The sequence below is a fragment of the Halosolutus sp. YCN4 genome (assembly GCF_059736495.1).
Window position 1 is genome coordinate 667,691 of record NZ_JCASSM010000003.1, and the last position, 23,342, is coordinate 691,032.

General features: G+C 67.1%; 26 protein-coding genes. 15 read left to right on the forward strand and 11 right to left on the reverse strand.

Annotated elements, in window-relative coordinates; genetic code table 11:
- Nucleotides 1-3 precede the first annotated feature (3 nt).
- Nucleotides 4-1,761 (forward strand): archaeosine synthase subunit alpha, encoded by a 1,758-nt coding sequence (arcS, locus tag AC6I6X_RS13855; RefSeq protein WP_497931113.1) that lies wholly within the window; start codon nt 4-6, stop codon nt 1,759-1,761.
- A 206-nt stretch (nt 1,762-1,967) separates the two neighbouring features.
- Nucleotides 1,968-2,567, forward strand: a complete 600-nt coding sequence (locus tag AC6I6X_RS13860) for an HdeD family acid-resistance protein (RefSeq protein ID WP_497931114.1) — start codon at nt 1,968-1,970, stop codon at nt 2,565-2,567.
- Between the two features lie 171 nt (nt 2,568-2,738).
- On the opposite strand, the gene AC6I6X_RS13865 is transcribed toward AC6I6X_RS13860, so the two are convergent.
- The 7 genes from AC6I6X_RS13865 to AC6I6X_RS13895 form a co-directional block, all read right to left on the reverse strand.
- Complete coding sequence (locus tag AC6I6X_RS13865; RefSeq protein ID WP_497931115.1) at nt 2,739-2,864, reverse strand: hypothetical protein; 126 nt, start codon at nt 2,862-2,864, stop codon at nt 2,739-2,741.
- Nucleotides 2,865-2,962: 98 nt separating this feature from the next.
- Nucleotides 2,963-4,666, reverse strand: coding sequence for a bacterio-opsin activator domain-containing protein (locus AC6I6X_RS13870; RefSeq protein WP_497931116.1), 1,704 nt, complete (start codon nt 4,664-4,666; stop codon nt 2,963-2,965).
- Nucleotides 4,663-5,127, reverse strand: a complete 465-nt coding sequence (locus tag AC6I6X_RS13875) for a response regulator (RefSeq protein WP_497931117.1) — start codon at nt 5,125-5,127, stop codon at nt 4,663-4,665. Before AC6I6X_RS13875 ends, AC6I6X_RS13870 begins: the two co-directional genes overlap by 4 nt.
- 330 nt (nt 5,128-5,457) lie before the next feature.
- On the reverse strand, nt 5,458-7,707 hold the full coding sequence (locus AC6I6X_RS13880) for a DNA polymerase domain-containing protein (RefSeq protein ID WP_497931118.1): 2,250 nt from the start codon (nt 7,705-7,707) through the stop codon (nt 5,458-5,460).
- Entirely contained in the window at nt 7,704-7,988 is a 285-nt protein-coding gene (locus AC6I6X_RS13885) for a DUF8156 family protein (protein ID WP_497931120.1), read from the reverse strand. Before AC6I6X_RS13885 ends, AC6I6X_RS13880 begins: the two co-directional genes overlap by 4 nt.
- Complete coding sequence (locus AC6I6X_RS13890) at nt 7,988-8,638, reverse strand: hypothetical protein (protein WP_497931121.1); 651 nt, start codon at nt 8,636-8,638, stop codon at nt 7,988-7,990. The genes AC6I6X_RS13885 and AC6I6X_RS13890 overlap by 1 nt, the downstream gene beginning before the upstream one ends.
- A 259-nt stretch (nt 8,639-8,897) precedes the next feature.
- Nucleotides 8,898-9,989 (reverse strand): Cdc6/Cdc18 family protein, encoded by a 1,092-nt coding sequence (locus tag AC6I6X_RS13895; protein WP_497931297.1) that lies wholly within the window; start codon nt 9,987-9,989, stop codon nt 8,898-8,900.
- A 1,527-nt stretch (nt 9,990-11,516) separates the two neighbouring features.
- On the opposite strand from AC6I6X_RS13895, the gene AC6I6X_RS13900 reads away from it, so the two are divergent.
- The 11 genes from AC6I6X_RS13900 to AC6I6X_RS13950 all read left to right on the forward strand — a co-directional run bounded on the left by AC6I6X_RS13900 (nt 11,517) and on the right by AC6I6X_RS13950 (nt 17,932).
- A complete protein-coding gene (locus AC6I6X_RS13900; RefSeq protein WP_497931122.1) occupies nt 11,517-12,374 on the forward strand; it encodes a GNAT family N-acetyltransferase in 858 nt (285 codons plus the stop codon).
- Between the two features lie 61 nt (nt 12,375-12,435).
- The gene (locus AC6I6X_RS13905; protein ID WP_497931123.1) at nt 12,436-12,822 is read left to right on the forward strand and encodes a DUF7971 family protein; all 387 of its coding nucleotides are present in this window, start codon (nt 12,436-12,438) and stop codon (nt 12,820-12,822) included.
- A 59-nt stretch (nt 12,823-12,881) separates the two neighbouring features.
- The gene (locus tag AC6I6X_RS13910) at nt 12,882-13,367 is read left to right on the forward strand and encodes a hypothetical protein (RefSeq protein WP_497931124.1); all 486 of its coding nucleotides are present in this window, start codon (nt 12,882-12,884) and stop codon (nt 13,365-13,367) included.
- A gap of 88 nt (nt 13,368-13,455) precedes the next feature.
- Nucleotides 13,456-14,565 carry a glycosyltransferase gene (locus AC6I6X_RS13915; RefSeq protein ID WP_497931125.1) on the forward strand — a complete coding sequence of 370 codons (1,110 nt, stop codon included), beginning with the start codon at nt 13,456-13,458 and terminating at the stop codon, nt 14,563-14,565.
- Nucleotides 14,566-14,669: 104 nt separating this feature from the next.
- A complete protein-coding gene (locus AC6I6X_RS13920) occupies nt 14,670-15,371 on the forward strand; it encodes a YqjF family protein (RefSeq protein WP_497931126.1) in 702 nt (233 codons plus the stop codon).
- Between the two features lie 103 nt (nt 15,372-15,474).
- A complete protein-coding gene (locus AC6I6X_RS13925; protein WP_497931127.1) occupies nt 15,475-15,825 on the forward strand; it encodes a hypothetical protein in 351 nt (116 codons plus the stop codon).
- Between the two features lie 93 nt (nt 15,826-15,918).
- Nucleotides 15,919-16,209, forward strand: coding sequence for a ubiquitin-like small modifier protein 1 (locus tag AC6I6X_RS13930; RefSeq protein ID WP_497931128.1), 291 nt, complete (start codon nt 15,919-15,921; stop codon nt 16,207-16,209).
- A gap of 144 nt (nt 16,210-16,353) precedes the next feature.
- Entirely contained in the window at nt 16,354-16,563 is a 210-nt protein-coding gene (locus tag AC6I6X_RS13935) for a hypothetical protein (protein ID WP_497931129.1), read from the forward strand.
- Nucleotides 16,564-16,653: 90 nt separating this feature from the next.
- On the forward strand, nt 16,654-16,914 hold the full coding sequence (locus AC6I6X_RS13940; protein ID WP_497931130.1) for a MoaD-like domain-containing protein: 261 nt from the start codon (nt 16,654-16,656) through the stop codon (nt 16,912-16,914).
- The gene (locus tag AC6I6X_RS13945; protein WP_497931131.1) at nt 16,914-17,285 is read left to right on the forward strand and encodes a DUF8048 family protein; all 372 of its coding nucleotides are present in this window, start codon (nt 16,914-16,916) and stop codon (nt 17,283-17,285) included. Before AC6I6X_RS13940 ends, AC6I6X_RS13945 begins: the two co-directional genes overlap by 1 nt.
- A gap of 194 nt (nt 17,286-17,479) precedes the next feature.
- Nucleotides 17,480-17,932 carry a pyridoxamine 5'-phosphate oxidase family protein gene (locus tag AC6I6X_RS13950; protein WP_497931132.1) on the forward strand — a complete coding sequence of 151 codons (453 nt, stop codon included), beginning with the start codon at nt 17,480-17,482 and terminating at the stop codon, nt 17,930-17,932.
- Between the two features lie 39 nt (nt 17,933-17,971).
- Here AC6I6X_RS13950 and AC6I6X_RS13955 read toward each other — a convergent pair whose 3' ends face one another.
- Together AC6I6X_RS13955 and AC6I6X_RS13960 are read right to left on the reverse strand one after the other, a co-directional pair.
- The gene (locus tag AC6I6X_RS13955) at nt 17,972-18,121 is read right to left on the reverse strand and encodes a DUF7560 family zinc ribbon protein (protein ID WP_265110184.1); all 150 of its coding nucleotides are present in this window, start codon (nt 18,119-18,121) and stop codon (nt 17,972-17,974) included.
- A 118-nt stretch (nt 18,122-18,239) separates the two neighbouring features.
- Entirely contained in the window at nt 18,240-18,896 is a 657-nt protein-coding gene (locus tag AC6I6X_RS13960; protein WP_497931133.1) for a helix-turn-helix domain-containing protein, read from the reverse strand.
- Between the two features lie 287 nt (nt 18,897-19,183).
- On the opposite strand from AC6I6X_RS13960, the gene AC6I6X_RS13965 reads away from it, so the two are divergent.
- Nucleotides 19,184-19,567, forward strand: coding sequence for a helix-turn-helix domain-containing protein (locus tag AC6I6X_RS13965; RefSeq protein WP_497931134.1), 384 nt, complete (start codon nt 19,184-19,186; stop codon nt 19,565-19,567).
- A 118-nt stretch (nt 19,568-19,685) separates the two neighbouring features.
- Here AC6I6X_RS13965 and AC6I6X_RS13970 read toward each other — a convergent pair whose 3' ends face one another.
- Both AC6I6X_RS13970 and fdhF read right to left on the reverse strand, forming a co-directional pair.
- Nucleotides 19,686-20,279, reverse strand: a complete 594-nt coding sequence (locus AC6I6X_RS13970; protein ID WP_497931135.1) for a YIP1 family protein — start codon at nt 20,277-20,279, stop codon at nt 19,686-19,688.
- A gap of 131 nt (nt 20,280-20,410) precedes the next feature.
- A complete protein-coding gene (fdhF, locus tag AC6I6X_RS13975) occupies nt 20,411-22,546 on the reverse strand; it encodes a formate dehydrogenase subunit alpha (protein ID WP_497931136.1) in 2,136 nt (711 codons plus the stop codon).
- A 173-nt stretch (nt 22,547-22,719) separates the two neighbouring features.
- Here fdhF and AC6I6X_RS13980 point away from each other — a divergent pair, with 173 nt between their 5' ends.
- Entirely contained in the window at nt 22,720-23,277 is a 558-nt protein-coding gene (locus AC6I6X_RS13980; RefSeq protein ID WP_497931137.1) for a hypothetical protein, read from the forward strand.
- Nucleotides 23,278-23,342: the final 65 nt, after the last annotated feature.

Consider the following 23,342-nt stretch of genomic DNA (forward strand, 5'->3'; position numbering starts at 1 on the left):
GGTATGACCGAGTACTTCGAAGTACACGCACGCGACGGGGCCGCGCGCGTGGGCGAACTCCGCCTCGAGTCGCCCCGGACGACGCCCGCGCTCGTCGACGACGTCCTGGCGGACGCGGGGTCGCTCTGGGCGGCCGATCGCGAGGTCCCCGAGGGCGACGAGTCCCGGTTGACCGTCCCGCCCCACCGGGCGTTTCCCGGCGGGACCGCCGCAGAGGTCCAGGAGTCGTTCGCCGTCGACTACCCGGACGTCGAGTATCCGAGCGTCGCCGTCGTCTCGAGCGAGAGCGCCGGGGATCACGGGACGGACGCCTACGCCCTCTCCGACGTCCAGTCGGTGATGGGCCACGGCGCGGCGCTCGTCGAGGCCGTCGTGACCGTCCGCGAGACGATTCCCACCGACACGGCCCTCCTCTTTTCGGGCGTCGCGACGCCGCGGAACGTCGCCCTGCTCGCCTACGCCGGCGTCGACCTGTTCGACGAGACCGCGGCCGTCGTGAAGGGCACCGAGGGCCGGTACCTCACGACCGACGAGGCGTACTTCCTCGAGGACCTGGAGGAGTTGCCGTGTTCCTGCCCGGCCTGCCAGAGGCCCCGCCAGGAGTTCACCCGCGAGGACTGCGTCGAGCACAACGTCAACGCGCTCCGGGCGGAACTGGGGATCGTCCGCCGCCGCATCCGTGACGGCCGGCTTCGCGACTACGTGGAGGGCCAGGCCCGCCACGACCAGTGGCTCACCGCCGCGGTGCGGGAACTGGACGCCCAGTGGGGCTACCTCGAAGAGCGCACGCCGATCCTGCGCGATGCGCGGATCGACGCCGCGACGGAGGACACCCTCCGACGGGTCGAGATCCAGCGGTTCGCCGATCGGGTCACGACCCGTTATCGCAACCGGTTCGACAACCCGCTCGTGCTGGTTCCGTGTTCGGCGACGAAACCCTACAGCGAGTCCCAGAGCCACCGCCAGTTCCACGACGCGATCCAGTGGCGCGGCCACCTCGTCTCGATGACAAGCCCGATCGGCGTCGTCCCGCAGGAACTCGAGACGACCTACCCCGCCCAGCACTACGACACCGTGGTCACGGGGCGCTGGTCCGAAGACGAGAAGGCGTTCGTGAGCGAGGTCCTCCAGCGGTACCTCCGGCGCAACGAGTACCCGTCGATCGTCGCCCACGTCCCCGACGAGGGCTACCGCGACATCGTCGAACGGGTCGAAGACGACCTGGATCTCGAGATCTCCTACACCGTTCCCGAGGGCGGCCACCCCACCGACGACAAGTCGATCTCGAACCTCTCCGAGGCGCTCGCGGGCGAACTGAAGTACTCCAAGCGCGACCGCGAACACAACACCGTCCGCGCGATCGCGGACTACCTGCTCGGCGACGGGGCCGGCGACGCCCTCTTCGCGGACATCCAGACCACGAGCCGCTACCCGAAGATCCAGGTTCGCGATCGCGAGGACACCCAGCTCGCGACGATGGTGCCCCAGTACGGTACCCTCTCCTTTACGCTCGAGGGCGCGAAGCAGTGGGTCGACAGCGACGCTCCCACCAAGCGCGTCGAGATCGACGGCTTCGTTCCCCACGGGAGCGTCCTCGCGCCCGGCGTCGTCGACGCCGACGAGGACATCCGCGTAGGCGACGAGGTCGTCGTCGAGGGGCCGAACGCCTTCGGCGTCGGTCGCGCCGAGATGTTCGGCCGCGAGATGCGCGAGAGCACGCGCGGGATCGCCTGCGAGATCCGCCACGTCGAAGAGAAGTAGTCCGCCGGACCGCACGCACCGAGCCCCGCAGAAGCGTCGCAACCGCGATCGGGACGGCGGCAGACACGCACGATCGCCGTTCGTCCCGATCGCGGATCGGACCGGCCTTCCTCCCGATCGCGGACCGGTCCGGCGATCGGATAGACCCGCAAACCGTGAATACGTGTTTATCTTCTCACACGACCTAGAACGTGACGGTGACTACAATGAACTCAGTTACAACCGATAGCGACTCGGCCGCGGAATACTCCGTCGAGCGCGGATGGCGCACGCTCGCGATCGCCGGCGGCGTCGTCGGATTGATCGGCCTCCTCGCGATCGCGCTCCCGTTCGTCGCGGGAATCTCGATCGCGTTCGTCCTCGGCGGCCTGCTCGTTCTGAGCGGTCTCGTCCACGGCGCGCACGCGTTCACCGCACGCGGCTGGAAGGGATCGCTCTGGCAGGTGACCCTCGCGGTCGTCTCGGTGATCGCCGGTCTCGCTCTGCTCGTCAACCCGGTCGTCGCGCTGGTAACGCTGACGCTCCTGCTCGTCGCGTACCTGCTGGTCGACGGCGTCGCGGAACTGGCGATGGCGGTGCGGATGGCCGACCAGCCCGGCCGCGCGGCGGTCGCCGTCAGCGGCGTCATCTCGATCGTCCTCGCGGGCCTCCTCTGGGCCGGTTTCCCGGCCAGTGCGGCCTGGGCGATCGGACTGCTCGTCGGCATCAGCCTCTTCATGACCGGCATCTCGATGGCGGTCGTCGCCTACGCCGGCCGGCCGGTCGGCGAGGCGGACCAGCCCGCAACCGAACCGCGCGGGGCCTGATACGGATCGGTGTACCCAGTTCCCGGCGCGACCGCAGGCGGATCGCGGGTGCGGCGGAACTGACGTACAGCAGTCCGTACGAACCACGATTTTTCCGTCGGCTATAGCAGCCACTGAAACGATTCATACACCGATCGCATCGTTGTCCTGCGATCGGGTGTGCATTGACCTTCAGTGGCTACTATAGGGACCGGGACACTCCTTGAGCAGGTGCTCGCGATAGATCGCAACCGGAACGTCGGCACCACAGACTGCACACTCGCGTCGTGGCTGCTCGTCTGATAGGGCGTCGGTCACGCTCGAACGGACGCGATCGAGCCACCTCGCCGTTTCGGATCGGGGGGATCGACGACCGCGGAGTCGACGACGAGTCGCTCGAACACGGCCGATCGCGGTCACTCCCCGAAGACGGAGTCGAAGAACTTCCGCTCTGCCGTCCGGAGGTGCTGGTTGAAGGTCGCGGGGGAGATGCCGAGCCGTTCGGCGATCTCCTCGCCCGTACTCTCGCGGGGCCAGTCGAAGTAGCCGGCGAAGTAGGCCGTCTCGATCGCCGACCGCTGTTTCTCGGTGAGCATCTCCTCGAGGACCGACGCGGACCCGCCCTCGCCGTGATCGCTTCGTTCGGTGGTCCGCTGTGCGAGGTAGGTGATGTCGGCGTGCTGGTCCCTGATCAGTTCGATCATCTGCCTGGTGTCACGACCTCGCGGGAGTTCGACGACGAAGCGGAACTCGCCGTCGGCGATCGTCGCCGACGCGACGCGGCCGCCGTGGGTCGCGATCGTCTCGAACAGCGAGACGGCGGCCGGCGCGACGAGTTCGAACTCGAAAGCGTTCCGCCGGGCCGCGAGCACCCGGAGGTCGCTGATCCCGTCCGTTTCGTCGACCGTGTCGCGGAACGCCTCTTCCGAGATGTCCCGTGCCGAACCGTACGCCAGCAGCGTCTCGTCTCCCTGGACCAGTTGTTCGAACTCGATCGTACACTCTTCGCTCGCCGAGAGTTCGACCAGTTCCTCCGCCATCTCCCCGACCCGGAACTCGAGTTCGATGACGGCGTCGCTGACCAGCGCGTCCCGACGCTCGATGGCGGTGATCGCGTGAGCGATCACGTCGCCGATCCGCGCGAGGATCGTCGTCTCCGGCCCCGTAAAGGCGCGGGGTGACGACGAGTAGACGCCGAGCACGCCGTAGACGAGGTCCTCGTGGACGATCGGGATCGCCGCCGACGAACGGTAGCCGCGTTCGCGTGCCGGTTCGCGCCACGGCTCGAACTCGGCATCGGTCGTCGCGTCGTTTATCACCTGGACCGACCCGGTCCGGATCGCCGTTCCCGCCGGCCCCTGACCGGTCGGTTCGTCCTCGTCGGTGGTGACCTCGATCTCGTCGAGATATCCCTTCTCGACGCCCGCCGCCGCCTTCGGAACGACGTCGCTGTTCCCCGGATCGACGCTTCCGATCCAGGCGAACCGGTACCCGTCGGATTCGACCAGCCGATCGCAGACCTGCTGTTCGAGTTCCGCCCGCGTCTCGGTCGTGATCACCGCGTGCGTGATGTCGTGACCGATCCGGTTGAGGCGGTTCAGCGCCTCGAGTTGCTCGCGCTGGCGGCGGCGCTGGCGGTCCTGTCTGGCCCGTTCGATCGCGTGGTGGATCGTCCGGACGAGCAGCTCGCTCGTCACCTCGTCCTTGACGAGGAAGTCCTGGGCGCCCTGCTGAATCGCCTGGACGCCGACCTCCTGGTCCCGCAGGCCGGTCAACACGACGATCGGCGTCTCGTCGCTCGCCTCGCTGACCGTCTCGAGGGTCTCGAGCCCGGTGCTGTCGGGGAGGTTCAGGTCGAGCAAGACGAGATCCGTGGGTTCCGACGCGAGGGCGTCGAGACCGTCCTCGAGGCGGTTCTCCCTGACGACGTCCGGGGTCTGGCTCTCCGACTCGTCCGGGTTGACGCGCCGCGAGAGTTCGTCGGAGTCTCTGAGCATCTCCTGGATGAGCCGTGCGTCGCCCGGATTGTCCTCGATCAACAGGAGTTGGAGCGTGCCGGTTACCTCGAGGCCCCCGTCTCGATCCCAGTCCCGCTCCGACCGGGCGTTCGTCTCGCTCATGATTGGCCTCCCTCCGGTGGCAGCCTGACCACCGAGAACCAGAACTTCTCGAACGCGCGGACGGTCTCGATGAACTCGTCGGGGTCGACGGGTTTCGTGAGATAGGCGTTCGCGTGCAGTTCGTAGGACCTGACGACGTCCTCCTCGGCCCGCGAACTCGTCAGGACGATCACGGGGATCGATCGAAGCTCCGGATCCCCCTTGAGTTCCTCGAGAACCTCTTCCCCGTCCGTCCGGGGAAGGTTGAGGTCGAGCAGGACGAGATCCGGTCGCGGTACGTCCGCGTACTCGCCGCGCTGTTCGAGGAAGTCGAGCGCCTGTGTCCCGTCCGAGACGGTGTGGAGATCGTTCTCGATCCGTCCCTGTTTGAACGCTTCCTTCGTCAATCGAACGTCACCCGGGTTGTCTTCGACTAACAGAATCTGTGCTGGCTCCGGCCGAAACGAATCTGGCTCAGTCATATATCAGTTGGTGTCGGGACGCTCACGGAGAACGTCGACCCGTAGCGACGGACACACGCCCGGAAGCGATCGTCCGTCCGATCGGGTTCGATGCGGAGTGCCTGCTCGCGAATGGTGCCCCCCTGCGTTGTCCGGTCCTTCGCTGCGAACACGGATATACGTGCGGCCTCTCCCTCAGCACCCGCACTCGTGTTCCGATCGGTCCCTGGCATAAGCAGTTGGTATGCAAAAGCCGGTTGACGAGGATAAATGTAGTGCCCAAATCCGCCGATACGGCCGACTGTTCGCCGACGCAGACCGTTTCGGCGTCGAGACCGTTCGGGGCCGCGATCACTCCACGAAGCTCGACAGCCGGACCGGCTCGCCGACGCGCAGATAGTCCCGGATCCGGGCCCGATCCCAGCCCAGCGGCGAGACGACGCTCTCGCAGGCCCGCACCAGGAGGGCGGCGTAGTAGTCGGGGTCGTAGCTCGAGGGCTCCTCGAACGGCAGGCGAACCCGCTCGGGTCCGCGAGCGGCGTCGTCGACGACGACGTATCGGACCGACTGGCCGGGCCGGCGATCGATCCCGTGGCGGTCGTACCGCTCTAGCGCCGCGACGGCCCGGGTCCGCTGGCGGTACGCCTCGAGCGACTTCGAGACGCGGTTCGTGATCTCGAGGGCGGCGGGGTCGACCGCACCGCGCCGGAGATCGCCGAGTCGGCGCCCGAGCACGTCACAGACCGCCTCGGGATCGCGCTCGCGATCGAGCGTCTCGACGAACGCCCGCTGGCTCGCCGCGACGAACGCCGGGGTGCTCCGCTGGCGAAGTTCGATGCCGCGGAACCGGTACTCGCCACCCTCGCGCTTGCCGAAGTACTTCGTGAGTGCACCCGCGGGGCCGGACGCGACGCCGCCCCGGGACCGCGGGCTCGGACCCGCCCCGCTCGCCGATCCGGCACCCGAACGAGTCCCGTTCCCGTCGCCAGCGATCGCGTCGCGTAGCGGGACGAAACAGACCCACTCGTAGCGGCCGTCGTGTTCGAGCGAGATCCCCACCGCGTCGGAGACGTCGGCGACGACGGACTCGATCGGCTCCGGATCGTCGATCCGCGGCGTCACCCAGAGGCTGTCGACGATGCCGTGGACGATCCGCCAGCCGGCGTCCTCGAGTCGCGCCTTCGCCGCGAGGGCGATCTCGCGAGCGTAGGCGTTGATCGCCTCGTGACACTCGATCCGGCCGTACTTGGCGTTGCGGTACCCCTGGTAGCCGAAGCAGGAGACGAGCACCCACTTGATCGCGCCCGACTCCGCGCGGAGCCGATCGGCCGCCGCCTCCGGCGGGTCCTCGCGCAAGGCCCGCTTGATCGCCGCCCGATCGTCGAGCAGGGGGTCGAGAACCGTCGGGAGAAAGCCGTCGCGCTCGCAGATCTCGTAGCCCAGTTCCGGCACGGGGCGAGAATCGCCCCCACAGCGACAGTCGACCGTCTCCGGACTCACGTTGTGCTCGCGGATGATCCGCGGGTACAGCGACGCGAAGTCGATCTCGTGGACGGTCTCGTGGAAGCCGACCTCGGGTGCGAACGTGAACCCGCCCCGATCGGCCGCGTGGAGCGTCTCGACGTCGGTAAACCGCTCGGGCTCCCACTTGTTCCAGGGGGCGAGCACGCCCCGTTCGATGCGTGCCAGCCGGATCTGCCGCGAGGTCAGCAGGGTGCCGATGCTCCCCCACGCGGCCTCCTGCAGGGGGCGCCCCGTCCGGCCGACCATGTAGCGGATCCCCTCGAGTCCCGACTGGTGCCAGAGGAAGCTGTTCGAGGCGTCGACGATTGCCCGACCCGGGACCCGATACCGGGCCGGCGAGTGACCGACCCGGCCGTAGCTCTCGTAGGTGTTCTCGGTCGCGAGGCGGGTCCAGCCCGGGCGTCGACCCAGTCGGAAGTCCGCGAGACCCAGGTCCGACGCCCGCTCCCCGAGCAGCGGGACCAGATCGGCGTGGCTCAGGACGAGCACGTCCGGATCCCGCCGATCGAGGGCGGCCGCGAGCGCGCGGAGCACGCTCGCGGGGTCGTTGCTGGCGTCGTCGGCGTCACCGCCAGCGCCGATCGGTTCGCCGTCGACCTCCAGCGCCGAGACGTCGCCGTCGGCAAGCGCCGGTTCCGGCAGATCGAGGCCGATCGTCCGCGGATCGCGGGCGGGCGTCGGATCGAGTCCCCGATCGAGACAGTAGCGAAAGCCGGGTGCGAGGTCCACGTCGTACAGGCGAAACGTGCCGGGGGCGTGGGTCTCGCGCTCGTGGACGCCCCGGATCTCGCGGGCGAGCGTCCGCACCTCGCCGACCCGATCGAGGTCGACGCGAAGGACCCGAGAGCGATCGCCGACGTGGGCCTCGTGGAGGTCCGTCGCCCACCGTTCGCGCGCCGTCGCGACGACCTTCGGGTCCGACGCGAGCCGATCCCGCAGGTCCGCGAGCGCGTCCGCCGGGCCGTCGACGAACAGCGACGGCGCGTAGTCCGCGACCGTCGTGGGTTCGGCGCCCGTCTCGGTCAGTCGCCACTCGCGGACGACGCCGTCCTCGAACTCGAAGGTGTACGGACTCATTCGTCCGTCGACGAGGCGGAATCGCGCTCGCCCGCATCGGCCTCGAGTTCCGCCCGGAGCCGTCGCAGTTCGATCTCGTGGACGAGCAGGATCGACAGCAACAGGGCCCGCTCGGGATCCCGCGGGTTCGCGTGGCCCGCCGCGTCGGCGACCGATCGCGCCCGGTCGAAGAGCCGATCGAAGTCCGACTGGTACTCCCGGCGAAGCGCGCGCCGCATCGGCTCCCAGTCGGCTTCGAGTCGCCGGACGGCGTCGCGATAGGTGGGGTTCGTTCGTCCCATCAGGCCGTCACCTCCAGTAGCCCCCGATCGTGGGCGGCGACGGGGTCGAACCCGTCGACGGCGCCGCAGAGATCGACCCAGTAGGGGATCGTCGTCTGCCAGTACTCCCCGTGCCAGTAGCCCTCGGTCAGCCGATCGCCGTCCGCGGACTCGAGGCGAACGCCCTCGCGCGTGCGGACGCACTCGATCGTCGTCGCGGCGCGATCGGCGATCCGCTCCGCGTCGGCGTCGCTCGCGCTCGTCACGAGGACGGGACACTCCAGCACCCGTCCCAGTTCGGACAGCGTCTCCAGGCTCGCGGCGAGCAGGTCGCGCTCCCACTCGGCCACGTCGTCGTCCCGGTAGAGGGCGGCGACGTTCGGTGCGACCAGCAGAGCGGTGTCGGGTCTCGCCCGTCGCGTCACCGCCCGAACCAGCGAGTGGTGCTGGTAGGCGGTAAACGCCCGCGCAACGCGCAGGCCGTCCAGCATTCGCGGCCGGGAGACGCAGTCGTACAGGACGTGCGTCGCCGCGGCGTTTCGCGCGTCGATCCAGTACGCCGGCCCGTCGGCGTCAGCCAGTCGATCGCAGGCCAGCCGGTGGACGATTGTCGATCGGGGCGACTCCGTCCGCAGGAGCGTCAGCCCCGGATCGAGGTCGAACTCGTGCATACGCGATCGATCGCGAGGCCGCCCCATAAGCGTCGGACGGCCGTTTCCGATTTCCGATAGTCACCGGTGAGACGCGCGAATGGCCGCCAGAGTCCTCGGTTCCGTCGCCTAGGACACTTTCCGAAAATAGCCGTTAGCCGTCCGATCGCGATCGCGCGTAGATCGGCGATCGGGGCTCATACGGATTGCCGTACCGATGTACCGGCGCAACCGCGATCCGGGCGGCGGTTGCGCCGGAAATGACTTACAGTAAACCGTATCAGTCGCGATCGATCCCGTCCGCAGTCCCATCTGCGTCCGGATCTCCCGCGTTCTCTTCACCCGCTTCCTCGACTTCGTCACCGTCTTCGTCCTCGACTGGACGGTAGGTCCGACCGCGGCGCTTCCCGTCGGCCTCGATCAGGTCGTAGTGGACCATCTTCGTCAGGTAGTTGCGCAGGGTCCGTTTCGTCTTCGGGTCCGCGACCCGTCGCTCGTACTCGGCGTAGAGGTCGCCGGGTTCGATCTCGCCCGCCTCGGCGATCACGTCGTAGAGGACGCGCTGGTGTTCGATCAGCCCCTCCACCGTCTTACGGCGGATGGCCGTCCGAGCGTCGGGAATCGCCGCCGCGAGCACCTCGTCCGTGATCGACTCGTCCCCGTTACGGTCCGCCCGCCGGGCCGCCGATCGGAGGATCCCGATGCCGACCCGCGCGTCGCCGGAGGCCGCGTCGGCGATCGTCCGCAACTGATCCTCGGTGATCGAACCCGGTTCGAGCCCCTGGCTCGCCCGTTCCGCGAGGATCGCGACGAGTTCGTCGGTACCGTAACGGTCGAACTGCACCCGGGTCCCGGCCCGCAGCCGCGACCGCACCCGATCGTCGAAGCTCGCGAACAGTTCCTCCTCGCGGTTGGCGATCAACACGAGCGAGACGTGGCCCAGCCGGTGGAGGTCGTAGAGCGCGGCCGTCTCCTCTAGCTGGTCGACCTCGTCTAAGATCGCGACGATCGGGCGGTCGTCGGCGTCGGCCAGCCGCCCGAACAGTTCGTCCTTCGGCGTCGATCGGTGGACGCCGACCGTCCGATCGATCGACTCGAGCAGACTGTAGAGCACCCGAAACCGGGTGTACTCCTGCCAGCAGTTGACGTAGGCGACCGCGACCGACGGCTCCTGTTCGCGCAGTTGCGAGAGCGTGTACCGGGCGATGCAGGTCTTGCCGACGCCGGTCGGCCCGAACAGGAACGCCGGATCCGGACGCCGATCGTACAGCAGCGGCTCCAGGCTCTCCGAGAGGAGGTTCACCTCGTCGTGGCGATGGACCACCTCGCTCGGGACGAAGTCCTCGCGCAGGACGCGGCCGTCGACGATCACGACTGTCTGTTTTGGCTGGATCACCTTAAGCCACGGCGGGCCGCTTCCGAAACTTCCGAAAATCGGAACCGACCCGGACTCGATGCGGCGTGGACGGAGCGGTCTCGCCCGGGCCGCCGATCGGTGAGTCGCACAGCCGACGACGCCACACGATCCGACGCCGCTCGAATCGAAGGTGAGCGATCGTCTCGCATCGGGACGGCGATGCCCATGTCTGGGGAAACGACGGCAATTCGATATCGCAGTATGTGGTTTACCACTTATGGATGGCCGTCCTGGACCCCCACCGATGCCGTACTCGGTCACGCAGTTCGGCGGTTTATCGGCGACTCCCCGTTTCCCCAATGGCCCGGAGGCGACACATCCGGGGGGATCGATTCGATCGCAGCGCCGTTCGATCCGCGATAGTCCCACGATCGACGGGCCGTGCGTCAACGCGGTTACCCGCGTGTCGCTCCAGTCGCCCGACCAGACGCTGGGCGATCGACGTCGACTCGATCCCCGAACCGAATCCCGGGCGACTCGATCCGGCGATCGAGACGAGAGCCGCATGTTCGTGTACCCGCGCGCGAGCAGGGGCGACGTCCGCACCGCGAGCGATCGCCACAGCCGACGGCCCGTTCGAACGACACTCGCCGTCCGGCATCCGAAATTCCACCCCTCGGCCCGATCAGTTCTCGGTGCCGGGTACAACGACGTCCGCCGCGAATCGGCCCGCGGTCCGGTCGATGGGTGCGAGAGAACGGGTCGACGATGGGTGAACGGCGGCCACGAACCCCTGGTTCCGACCGTCGAAACCCCGTTCCACGCCAGGGGTCGAGTTCAGGGACCGTTCGATTCGGGACAGTGGATAGGCCCGATCGAACGGAATTCGTCGGGTCCGAGGAGAGCGCGATCGAGTCCGCCCCGCCGTCGGTGGACAGCGCGATCGCCGACCGTGGTGACTCCGCCGGACGGCGACTCCCGGACCAGGAGGCGAGGGAAAGCGAGCCGCGACGAGTACGGACTGTCCACGGCCGACCTTGGCGTTCGGGCGAGGACCGACGCCTGCCGGAGCGATCTATGGAGGCCCCGCTGCCGGATCGGTACTGCATCGAACACCGGGAGACGATCGAGTCGGTTCGGCCGGCGAACCGCCGCGGTCTCCGGCACCGACCGTCGGATCCGCGTGGACCGGACGACCGGTCGCCGAGCGAGCGATTCGCTGGGAGTGGAGCGAACGTGACGCCGTGAGTCGACCCCCAGCGGGGGACGATCGGCGTTCGCGTCCGGACCGAGCCGCCCGCACCGACCAATAAACCACATACTGCGATATCAAATACTGGCGATCGGAGACGAATCGGAACGAGACCGGATCGAGCCGAGAAGCGAGCGACCCAACGAAGGATTGGCGGGACGCGACGGCCACGCTGGCGGGTCGAAACGGTTCCGGGTCGATCGGCAACGAGGCGATTCGAAGCCGCGCGCGATCGACACCGGGTGGATAGGGGAAGCATAATAATGGCGACGGTCGGTGCCGGTGGCCGTATGAGCGTCCACTCCACGCTGTCGTTCGACGATCCCGTCCAGCGGACGATCTACGAGTACGTCGAGCGACACGGGGCGGTCACGCCCGACGAACTGGCCCGATCGATCCGCGTCGAGACGGGGCGCTGTCACTCCAAACCGGCCCGATCGGCCACGTACACCGAGGAGAAACCGCTCTCGCCGGACGAACTCCGATCGTGTGTCGAGGGGTTGAAAGAGCGAGGCGACCTGGTCGAGACGAACGGCAAACTCCGGATCGCCGTCGCGGGGAGTCCGACCGAACTCGAACTCGACGAGGGAACCGTCACGGTTCGCCCGGCGCGCGAGGAGGACCGCCCGGGCGTGGTCGAGACGATGCGGACGGTGGCGACCGACGGGACGTACATCGTCGCGGAGAACGTCGCCGCACAACTCGAGCGCGACTCGGCGCTGATCCGGGCGAACGACGAACGATCGCGGATGTTCTTCGTCGCCGCGTTCGAACCGGACGAGGAGACCGAGGAGCAGGGTGACGGCGACTCGGAAACCGGAGCGGGCGCGACCGACGCGGCGGAAATCGTCGGCTGGCTCCACGTCGACGCGCCCGAACTCCCGTCGTTGCGACACACGGCCGAGGTGACCGTCGGCGTCCGACCCGACTTCCGGCGGAACGAGATCGGCTCGACGCTTCTCGAAGACGGCCTCGAGTGGGCCGACGACGCCGGCTACCGGAAGATCTACCAGAGCATCCCCGCGACGAACGAGGAGGCGATCGCGTTCCTCGAGGCCAACGGGTGGGACCGCGAGGGCCGGCGCGAGGAACAGTACCTGATCGACGACGAGTTCGTCGACGAAGTCCTGCTGGCGACGTGGCCGTAGGCCGGTCGGCGCGGGGCCCGGGAGCCGTAGTTTCTTGCGGGTGGGCTGTCTACACCACCCCATGGAGGAGATTTCACTCGGCGTGCCACAGCCGTTGCTCGATCGCCTGCCGGACGACGACGCTGCCGCGGCCGCGGACATGCAGGAGGCCGTCGCGGGCTGGGAAGGGCGCCTGAACGAGGCGATCGCGGACGCCGACGACGAGCGCGAGGCGGCCGGGATGGTCCTCGACGCGATCGATCGGTTCGAGGACCGCCACCAGACCTACGACGACCTCGTGCCGGAACTGCGCGCGTGGGGCCAGTCGCCGATCTACGCGATCGCGTGGCGGACGCTGTACGCCGACGTGATCGCACAGCTCTACGAGCACGAGGATCTCGCCGAGCACCTCGAGCGGGAACGAAACCAGCGCCTGGTCGAGGACGGAATCCGGTTGCAGGACCTGTGACGCGGGCCCGCGCGACCGGAAGCACAACGATTTTGGACCCGTTCGCGGTATGCTCTCCTGTGGCGACGAGAATCGATCGACCCGACGACGACCGCTCGAGCGCGGTCGACCTGACCACGCGCGTCCGCCGTCGCGTGCTCCCGACCCTCCACCGCATCAAGGAACCGCTCGGCGGGTTCGCACAGTGTGTACAGCATCCCGACGAGTACGTCGGTACCGTCCAGTACGGACTCCGCGAGTTCCGGACGGACCTCGAGGCGATGGCGTTCGAACCGGAACCGATCGCGTCACTGAAGGTCCATCGCGACGGCCGACTCTCGGCCGGAAGCTGGGTCCGGCGGAAACGGCCGCTCGCGACGTGGCAACTCCACGTCGCGCTGTTCGAGAACGGGTCCGACGCGATCGACGTGTTCGCCCACCGGGAGTACTCGTGGCTCCGGCACCCGCTCAAACACTACCGGGGCGACGGCTGGGACACGACGGGCGGCGTCGAACGGATGCGATCGCTGCTGTTGACCCACGACGTGACGTTCCGGATCGACTGACTCGGGGGTTTCACCGGGGACGCCACCTTCTGCGGTGGACGTGTCGGTTCCGGAACCGGTTTGGGTGATGCCGTTGGATCGTCGATCGATGACCAGAGCGTCGACCGTCACCGCCTTTACGGACCTCTACCTGCCGACGATCAACGGCGTCTCCTACACGGTGGTGCTCTGGCGCGAGCGCTGGCCCCGGTGTCGGGACTCGATGGCCGTCGTCTTCCCGGCGATGGACGGCTACGACCCCGAAGAGGGGGAGTACGCGCTGCCGAGCGTTCCCGCGCCGTTGTATTCGCAGTACCGGCTCGGCCTCCCGGCGGTTCCCGACGACGTTCCCGCGTCCGACGTCGTCCACCTCCACACGCCGTTTACGGTCGGCATCGCCGGACTCCGGTTCGCTCGCAAACGCGACGTTCCGGTCGTCGCCTCCTACCACACCCTGCTCGGCGATCGGGTCGACCAGCACGTTCCTGACCCTCTCGTCGGTGAACTCCAGCGTGTCTGCCGGGCGTACGAGCGATCGTTCTTCGAACGCGTCGACCACGTCGTCACCCCGACCTCGTTCGCCCGACGGTACCTCCGAAACCACGTCGGAGCCGACGTCGACGTGAGCGTCGTTTCGAACGGCATCGACACCGAGTTCTTCCAGCCCGTCGACGCGGCGGCGTTTCGGGACCGCTACGACCTGCCCGAAGGACCGCTGTTGGGATACAGCGGCCGGCACAGTCCGGAGAAGAACATCGAAGAAGCGATCGACGCGGTCGACGGAACCGACTACACGTTCGTCCTGGCCGGGGACGGCCCCGCTCGCGAGGACCTCGAAGCGTACGCCGCGGACGCCGACGCCGACGTTCGCTTCCTCGGCTTTCTCGATCGCGAGGACCTCCCCGCGTTTTACTCGGCCCTCGACGCCTTCGTCTTCCCGAGTCCGGTCGAGACCCAAGGGCTGGTCGCGCTCGAGGCGACCGCCTGCGGAACGCCGGTCGTCGCGGTCGACGCGGGCGCGCTCACCGACAGCGTCATCCATGGCGAGACCGGCTACCGGTACGACCCCGGCGATCTGACGGGGTTCCGCTGGGCGATCCGCCGGGCGCTCTCGGAGAACGATCGGCTCTCGGATCTCTGTCACCGGCGCCGCGCGATGCTCTCGGTCGAGCACTCCCTCGAACAGCTGGCGACGGTCTACGACGCGCTGGACGCGTGAGGCGGCGAATCGAGCGGTGTCGGGCGGCCGGCATCGCCGATCGTCCGGGACGAGTGGGGTGCGAGAGGAACCACGTTTTTTGCGCTGGCAGACATGTCGTCGCTATGGTCCTCCCGCTGGAGATGGGCTGGCGGCACCTGCTGTTCGAGAACTGGCCGGTCGAGGCGAGCGTGATCGACGCACGCCTCCCCGACGCGCTCGACGTCGACGAACACGACGGGAGCGGCTGGCTCTCGGTGGTTCCGTTCACGAACGTAGCCGTTCGGCCGCGGGGGGTTCCCGCCCGAGCGGGCATCCCGCTGCCCGAACTCAATTTGCGGACGTACGTCACCTGTGACGGTGAACCCGGAGTTTACTTCTTCAGTCTGGATGCACAGGGCCTGGCGAGCGTGATCGGTGCACGGGTGTTCCAGCACCTGCCGTACTACTACGCTCGCATCTCGCTCGACTGGAACGACGGGCGGGTGCAGTTCTCGAGTCGCCGGCGACATCCCGGAGCGCGTCCCGCGCACTACGACGCCACGTACTGGCCGACCGGCGACCCGTTCTCGGCACCCGAAGACCCGCTCGCACGATACCTCGTCGAGCGGTACCGGTTCTACACGGAAGCCTCCGACGGCACCCTCCGGTACACCGCGGTCGACCACGACCCGTGGACGCTCTACCCGGCAACTGCCGACGTCGAGACGAACACCCTGTTGACGGCCAACGGCTTCCGACGACCGGATTCGGAGCCGGTCACCTACTACAGCCCGGGACTGGACGTCGTCGCCTCACGGAGCCAGTCGTGGCGAGAGCGAGCCTGATCGCAACCGAACCGGGACGATCGGCCGGGTTCCGTGACGTCGACACGAAGCGGCCGCGATACCAGCCCAAGCGTTCAAATCCCCGGACTTGGTAGAGGGGGACATGGAATACGCCGTCTCCCGCGACGGAGCGACCCTCGTGACGCTCCACGAGGGCACCGACACGACTGCCTGTGACGCCGCCACCGCGGAACTGACCGGCAACCTGGAGTCGCTCGACGCCGAGGGGCGGATCGCCGACTGGACGATCGAGGACGCCGAGGTGTACGAACACCCGACCGCGCCGTTCGACCCGTACACGATCACGGTCGCGTTCACCGTGACCGTCGTCGTCGAGGCCGAGGACGCCGACGTCGCGGCCGAGACCGGTGCGAGCGCGATCGACGACGCGCTCGAGAACGCGGACGTCGACGCCGTCACGTACACCTCCGCGCCAGCGGCGTCGGCAGCCTAGATCGATCCGGGCGGTACGGCTCCGCTGGTCCGCTCTCCGATCGCGATCCGCATCCGGACCTACGTTTATGTCCTCACGGGCCAAGAATCCGATATGGATATCGAGCTTCGGTTTTTCGCCACCTTCCGCGAGGCCGTCGGTTCCAAAGAGCGCAGTCGGACGGTCGCGGACGACGCGACCGTCGGAGACGTTCTCGAGGGCCTCGAGAACGAGTACGAGGACCTCGAGGGCCAACTGTTGACGGAAGACGGCGACGCGATTCGACCGCAGTTGAGCGTGCTCAAGAACGGGCGCAACGTGGTCCACATGGAAGGTCCGGCGACGGAACTTGCCGAGGGCGACGTGGTCTCGGTGTTCCCGCCGGTCGCCGGCGGCGCGGCGTAGTCGGTTGCCGGCCGCCCCATCGCTACAGCGTCGCCGTACCGGTCCCACCGCTACGTCGTCCCCGTACCAGGCACATCGCCACAGCGTCGCCGATCGCTCCCCGACCACCGGAACGTTTGGTATTCCTGTCTGAGACGTGTCGGTATGCTCGAAACGGTGCTTCGTCTCGTCCTCGACGGACTGGTCGAGACCCTGCTCGGCCGGGACGGGACCCGATCGAGGGCCGAGTGGACGTGTCTGCTCCTGGGATTCGGCTGCCTCCTCGCTGCGGTCTGGGTCACCGTCGCCGTCGCGGGCTGGGCCGGACTCGTCGTTGCGATCGTCGGGACCGTCCTGGTGCTGTACGGGCAGTAGCGGGATTCGGTCGGGCGATTCCCGGTTCGAAGAACCGGAGCCGATCGGCCGACAGCCGTCTTTAACCCGCCGGGGAACCAACGGGACCGCATGGGAACACGCATCGAACGCTCCTTTCGCGGCATCTCCGAGCGCCTCGCGATCCGGTACCTGACGAACCTGGGTGGCGAGCGCGTCGACGACGGCACGGTCGAAGGCGAGGACTGGTCGGCGTCGATCTCGTCCGAGTCGGTCGGAATCGGCCCCTCGCTGACGCTGACGGAGGTGACGATCGTTTTCGAGGGCGAGGCGGAGACGCTGGACCCGCTCGTCGAGGACTTCGCCCGAAAAGCGATGCGTGCGGGTGGCTGATGGCGGGCGAACCGATCGAGGGGCAGGTGCTCCTGCTCACGGCCGCGAAGGCGAGCGTCGCGGGGACCCGGCTCCCCGACCTCGTCGACCTCACCCAGGAGTTGCTGGCAGGGGAACGCGATCGGTACCGTCGCGAGTACGAACGGATCTACGACGGGGAGTCGTTCGAGGCGTTTCTGGTCGAGTCCGGCCACTGGGAGACGATCGGCGACGAACTCGGGTTCGAGGACCGCGAACTGTCGGCCGTTCGCCGGGCACACGAGGAACAGCTGTTGCGGGTCGGCCGTCGATGCGATCGGGAGTCGGAGTTCGAGACGGCCCTCGAGATCCGCGAACCGGTCCTCGTCGGGACCGGCGACGGGGGCGAGTAAGGACAGAAGGTGCGAGTGGGGAGCGACGGGAGCCAGTAGGGGCCCGAGGGTGCGAGGGCGGAGCGACCGGCGAGGGCGAGTGCCTATCGGTCTCCGTCGGGGGCCTGTGGAACGCCGCCGGCGACCGGCGGATCCGGCCGGTGACGATGGCAACTCTAAAGATAGTGTTTCTCCTTTGGCAAAGCAACGAGACGATGGCTATCGACAAGGAAGCCGACATGACCGATGCGGAAATCGACGAGTTCCTCGGTCATCGCGAAACCGGGGTGTTATCGCTGGCCCGGGACAACGATCCGTACGCGATCCCGATTTCGTACGGCTACGACGAGGAGAACCGGGACTTCTACATGCGACTGGTCTCGACGCCGGACAGCGAAAAACGCGAGTTCCTCGCGTCGACGCCCCAGAGTCGTCTCGTCATCTACGACGAGGCCGAATCGACCTACCGGAGCGTCATCGCGACCGGGACCCTAGAGCGCATCGAGCCGAACGATCTGACGCCGGACCAGATCGCCCAGTACGGCGACGCGAAGCGGCCGCTGTTCGAAATCTGGGCCGAAGGAAAAGACACGCTGAACATCGAACTCTATCGCCTCGACCCGGAGACGCTCGACGGACGGCGAACGGAAGTCAATCGGGAGGAGTAGCGACAGTCCGCAGGAGCGACGGCACCGACCCGGCCGAAATCAGTTCGTTGGCTGTTCTGCGACGAAGTCCGCCGGGGAAACGTTTGCACCACAGACCGGACAGCCGTGAGAGAGAGTCGCCTCACGCATCGACTCGTTGACCTCGATCTCTTGTCCACATTCGGGACACGTAAACTCGTACCTGCTCATGACGGGGTGGGTGACGGACTGGTAGTTGCCTAGATTATAGCTGTCGTTCCAGTATATATAGGATTGCGGTTCGGTACTACGGGGCAGTAGTTCCCGAAGCGTTCTTAGGGGAGGAGGTTCAGTCGTCGAGAATCGCGTCGAGGAGCTTCCGCTGGGCGGCAGCCAGATGCTCCGTGAACGTCGTCCCGGTGATCCCGAGTTCCGACGCGACCTCGCCTGCGTTCGCCCGTTTCGGGTGATCGAAGTACCCCATCTCGTGGGCCGTCTCGAGGACTTCCAACTGGCGGTTGGTCAGCGTGCTCCGATCGACGAACACGAGGTGTTGCTCCGCGTGGTCCTGTTCGGACTGGAGGAGTCGCTGGACGTCGAGGTTCGAGTGACGATCCTGGAGCGTCGCGATGACGGCCTGCAACCCCTTCATGTCCGGAGCGTGAAAGGTGAGGTACAGCGCTGACCCCTGTGCGCGAACGTCGACGACGGGACAGTCGTGCTGTTCGATTGCCTCGCACGGACAGCCGCGTTCGAGGTCGCGCTGGAACCGGTAGACCGACTGCGACCCGTAGGAGAAGATCTCCACGAGGTCGACGTCGGTGTCGAACTCGGCCGGCGGCTCCTCGGCCTCGAGCATGAATTCCTCGGTCATCCGCTCGGGCGCTGTCGGATCGACGCTCTTGGTCACCGACTGTGCCGCTCCGCCGGCCGCCGCAGCCGCTTGCGCGACGACACACCCGTCCGGGTCGTCGATCCGTATCTCCGCGCGAATTCCCGACGGCATCGTCCGTCCATCGGAGGCCCGGCCCCCTAAACCCACCGCCCGCGATCGGTATCTCCGGTCGGTACCTCGGCGCGATCGACAGCCTACGCCCGCGAACCCGTGTCGTCCCCGACACGCGCCGATCGACCGGCGAACGGTGTCGGGCGTCACCGGCGTGGATCACAGAATGGGGTTGTGAGACGGTGACACGGCCAAATCCCGCACCGCCATATAAAGTCCCCTGTATTTAGTGGGACTCAATTGGAGGGGCCCCGGCCAGTATCATGGAGTAGAAACCGATGTCACCGATGAAACGCAGTCCCACGACGCAGCCCGGGTGGCCAACCGACGACGACGTCGATGCACAGGCGGTTCTCTCCGCACTGGACGACGACGGCTGCCGCGCGATTCTCGACGCGACGACCGGCGAGAGCCTGACCGCGACGGAACTCGCCGAGCAGTGTGACATCCCGACCTCGACTGCCTATCGAAAAGTCGAGAAACTGACCGAGGCGGACCTCGTCGAAGAACACATCCGGATCAACACCTCCGGCAAACACGCCACGGAGTACCGTCGATGCTTCGACGACGTCGTCGTCTCCGTCGGCGACGCCGGCGAGGTCGAAATCGAACTGACCCAACCGGACGCCAGTTCCGACTCCGAGTCGATGACCGCCGTCGCCGGTGACTGATCCGTCGGCCCGTTCGACGCGACCCTCGCTTCTACTCCGACGTCCCGCGGCCGCATTCTCGGCTCTTTCCCGCGAACTGACCGTCAGGAACCGCACCGGCAGGACCTGACCCCGACGACTACGCGACGTGCTCGAAGCGGAGCACGGCCGGCGCTGGTTCCGGCGTCGAACCGAGATTGAGGACGAACGCGCCGATCACGGCGGCGAGGACGACGATGACCGGGAGGAAGTACAGGACCGACGCGAGAATGCCGACGATCGCGGCTTTCCCGGTCGAGATGTCGTGAAACTCGGCCATGCCCTTGATCTGGAGGTAGAACCCGTACAGGCCGACGAGATTGACGATCGGGATCCACCACAGGCCGTACCGAACGACGGTCGGGAACGCGTACGCCTCGAGCGTCTTCGCCAGTCCGCGCGCACCGAACAGGTAGGCGATGCCGTGTGCGAGAAGCGCCTCGATGAGCCCCAGGACCCAGAAGACGACGCCGAATGCCAGGAATGCGACCAGACCGATCGCCGCGTCGGCCGGCGCCGTGACGTTCAGCGCGGCAGAGAGCACCGCGAGCGGCACCATGACGGCGACGAACGAGACCAGCATGAACGCGATCGGAAAGCCGACCCCGCGCGTTTCGTCGTACTTCGTGAAGAACGTTCCCGGATCGCGGATCATGTACCCGTTGACTCCCTTCCACTGTTTCGCGAATCCCATGCTGTTCGAGTTATAACAATATTATAAATATTTACCGAAGTGAATGTCTACGAGGAAATAATAGATGGACGCGGATCCGATCGTCGAGGACCCGGAGAGTCGATCGCACCCGACGGTGTCCGATCGATCTGTCAGTCGTCGGCCGGCGATCCGGCGTCCGCGGGTTCGATCCCGACCTCGATCTCCGCGGCGGCGGCCTTGTACTCGGGGATCTTCGCCCGTTCGTCGAGCACGTCGTTCGTGAGCCGGTTGGCCGAGGCGGCCGCGAAGTGCGGAGTCGTCCACACCGATCCCTCCTTGATGTCCTCGGTGACCTGGGCCTGGACCGTAATCTCGCCCCGTCGGGATTTGAGGACGACGTCCTCGCCGTCCTCGATGCCGTACCGTTCGGCGTCGCTGGGGTGGACGTCGACGAAGTTCTCGGGCGTCTGGCGGTTCAGCGTCGGCGATCGGCGGCTCATCGTCCCCGTGTTGTAGTGTTCCTCGAGGCGCGCGGTCGTCAGGATCAGCGGGTACTCGTCGTCGGGCGTCTCCTTCGGGGGCTGGTGGCTGACGCCCTCGATGTGGCCCAGGCCGCTCTCGGTGTCGAACTCGTCCTCGTAGAGGTACGGATCGCCCTCGTCGCCCGGTTCGTAGCAGGGCCAGTGCAGTCCCTCTTCGCCCAGCGCGTCGTAGGTCATCCCGTGGTAGATCGGACAGACCCGCCGGAGTTCCTCGAAGACGGCCTCGGGGTCGTCGAACGTGAAGTCCTCGGGGTCGAACAGGCGGCTTCCTACCGTCGAGAGAATCTCGAGGTCGTGTTTCGTGTTCTCGTGGACTCTGTCGACGCCGCGCATTCGCTGGACGCGGCGATCGGTGTTGGTGACGGTCCCGTCGCGTTCGGCCCAGGTCGTCGCCGGCAGGATCACGTCGGCGTACTTCGCGGTTTCCGTCATGAAGATGTCCTGGACGACCATGAACTCGAGTTGCTGGATCCGCTCGGCGACGCGGTTGGCGTCGGGTTCGGACATGACGGGGTTCTCGCCCATGACGTACAGGCCGTGGACCGACTCGCCGAACTCGTGGGAGAGTTCGACGTTCGTGAGCCCGGGTTCGTCGGGCACGTCGAACCCCCAGACCTCCTCGACGGCCGCGCGCGAGTCGTCGTCGTCGACGAGCTGGTAGCCCGGCAGGACGTTCGGCATCGCACCGACGTCACAGGTACCCTGGACGTTGTTCTGGCCGCGCAACGGGTTGACCCCGGTGCCGGGACGGCCGACGTTCCCGGTGATCAGGGCCAGGTTGATCTCGTTCTGGACGTTGTCGACGCCGCAGGCGTGCTGGCTCATCCCCATCCCCGTGAAGATAGCCGCGTTGTCGGCGCTGGCGTACTTCTCGGCGGCCAGTTCGATGTCTTCGAGCGGGACACCGCACTCCTCGGCCGCCGCCTCCTCGTCGAAGTCCGCGAGCGTCTCTTTCAGGTGGTCGAACCCGTCGGTGCGCTCCTCGATGAACGCCTCGTCGACCCACCCGTCCTCTGGGTGTTCCTCGTGGTGCTCGAGGATCGTCTTGAGGACGATATTCAGGAGCGGGATGTCGGTCCCCGGATTCAACTGTAGGTGCTGGTGGCGATCGGTGTCGTCGATCTGGAACGATCGCGTCGTCTTGTTCGCGTGTGGATCGACCTGGATCACCGTCGCACCGTCGAGGACGGCCTGGCGGAAGTACTGGCTGTTGGCGATCGGGTGCTGTTCGCCCGGGTTCGCCCCCTGGATCCAGAACACGTCGGCTTCCTCCCGGAGGTCCCGCATGCTGTTGGTCATCGCGCCCGCGCCCAGGCTCGTCCGGAGCGCCCAGACCGTCGAGGCGTGACACATCCGCGTGCAGTTGTCGACGTTGTTGGTGCCGTAGCGGCGAGCGATCTTCTGGAGGAGGTAGTTCTCCTCGTTCATCGTCTTCGACGAGCCGAAAAAGCCCATCGCGTCCGGGCCGTACTCCTCGCGGATCCGCTCGAGTTCGTCGACGATTCGATCGTAGGCCTCCTCCCAGGTCGCCTCGCGGAACTCGCCGTCTTCCTCGATCAACGGGTCGGTGAGTCGATCCTCGTGATCGACCACCTCCGTCGCCGCGCCGCCCTTGATGCAGATGCGGCCCTCGTTGACCGGCGCGTCACCCCACGGCATGAACTGTACGTCGCCTGGCTCTTCGCCCTGCTGAATCTGGATCCCGCAACCGACTCCGCAGTACGGGCAGATCGTTTTGACCGGATCGCGCTTGTCACTGGACATTGTTCTGATTTGTTAAATTTCGGACCGCGAGTCGGTACCACGTGTACTGTTACCGTCCACCGGCATGAGTCTTTCTGGCATGGACCCGGCGAGGCGGGCCCGATCGCCACGACCAGTCTGCGAGGGCCAGTGCGGGGAAACGCTCACGGATCGCCGCCGCGAAGACGCGAGAGATGGCACTCACTCGTTCGCTCGTCGCGACGAAAGCCGACGAATACCGGGAGCACGAGCCCCTGTACCCGGTCGAACGGGAAGGTATCGAGACGTTCCCGGCGGCCTTCGCGGCCGGCGACTTCGGCTGGCGGGACGTCGAGTGGGTCGTCCAGTGGTACTATCGGCGGTTCCTCGGCGCAGTTTCGAACGCCGAGCGCCGCGACCGCGAGGACCGGTTCGGCCGAAACGACTTCGAGGACGTCCGGGACGCGATCGCCGCCGTCACCGCGGCGACCGACCCGGCCGATCGGATCGATCGGCTGACCGCACTCGAGGGCGTCGACGTCCCGGTCGCGTCCGCCTTCCTGCTGTTTTGCGATCCCGACGCCTGCATCGTCGTCGGCGAGCGCGAGTGGGCGGTGCTTCGCGAGCACGGCCACCTCGCCGATCCCTATCCCGACCCGCCGTCTGTTTCGGAATACCGGACGTATCTCGAGACCTGCCGATCGCTCGCGGCACGCCTCGACTGCGACATGTGGACGCTGTATCGCGCGTGCTGGCGGCTGTGGAAAGAGTGAGGCGCGATCGAAAACGGGCAGTCGCGCGCTAGCCGTCGAAAGCCGCGGGTTCGCGATGAACGCTC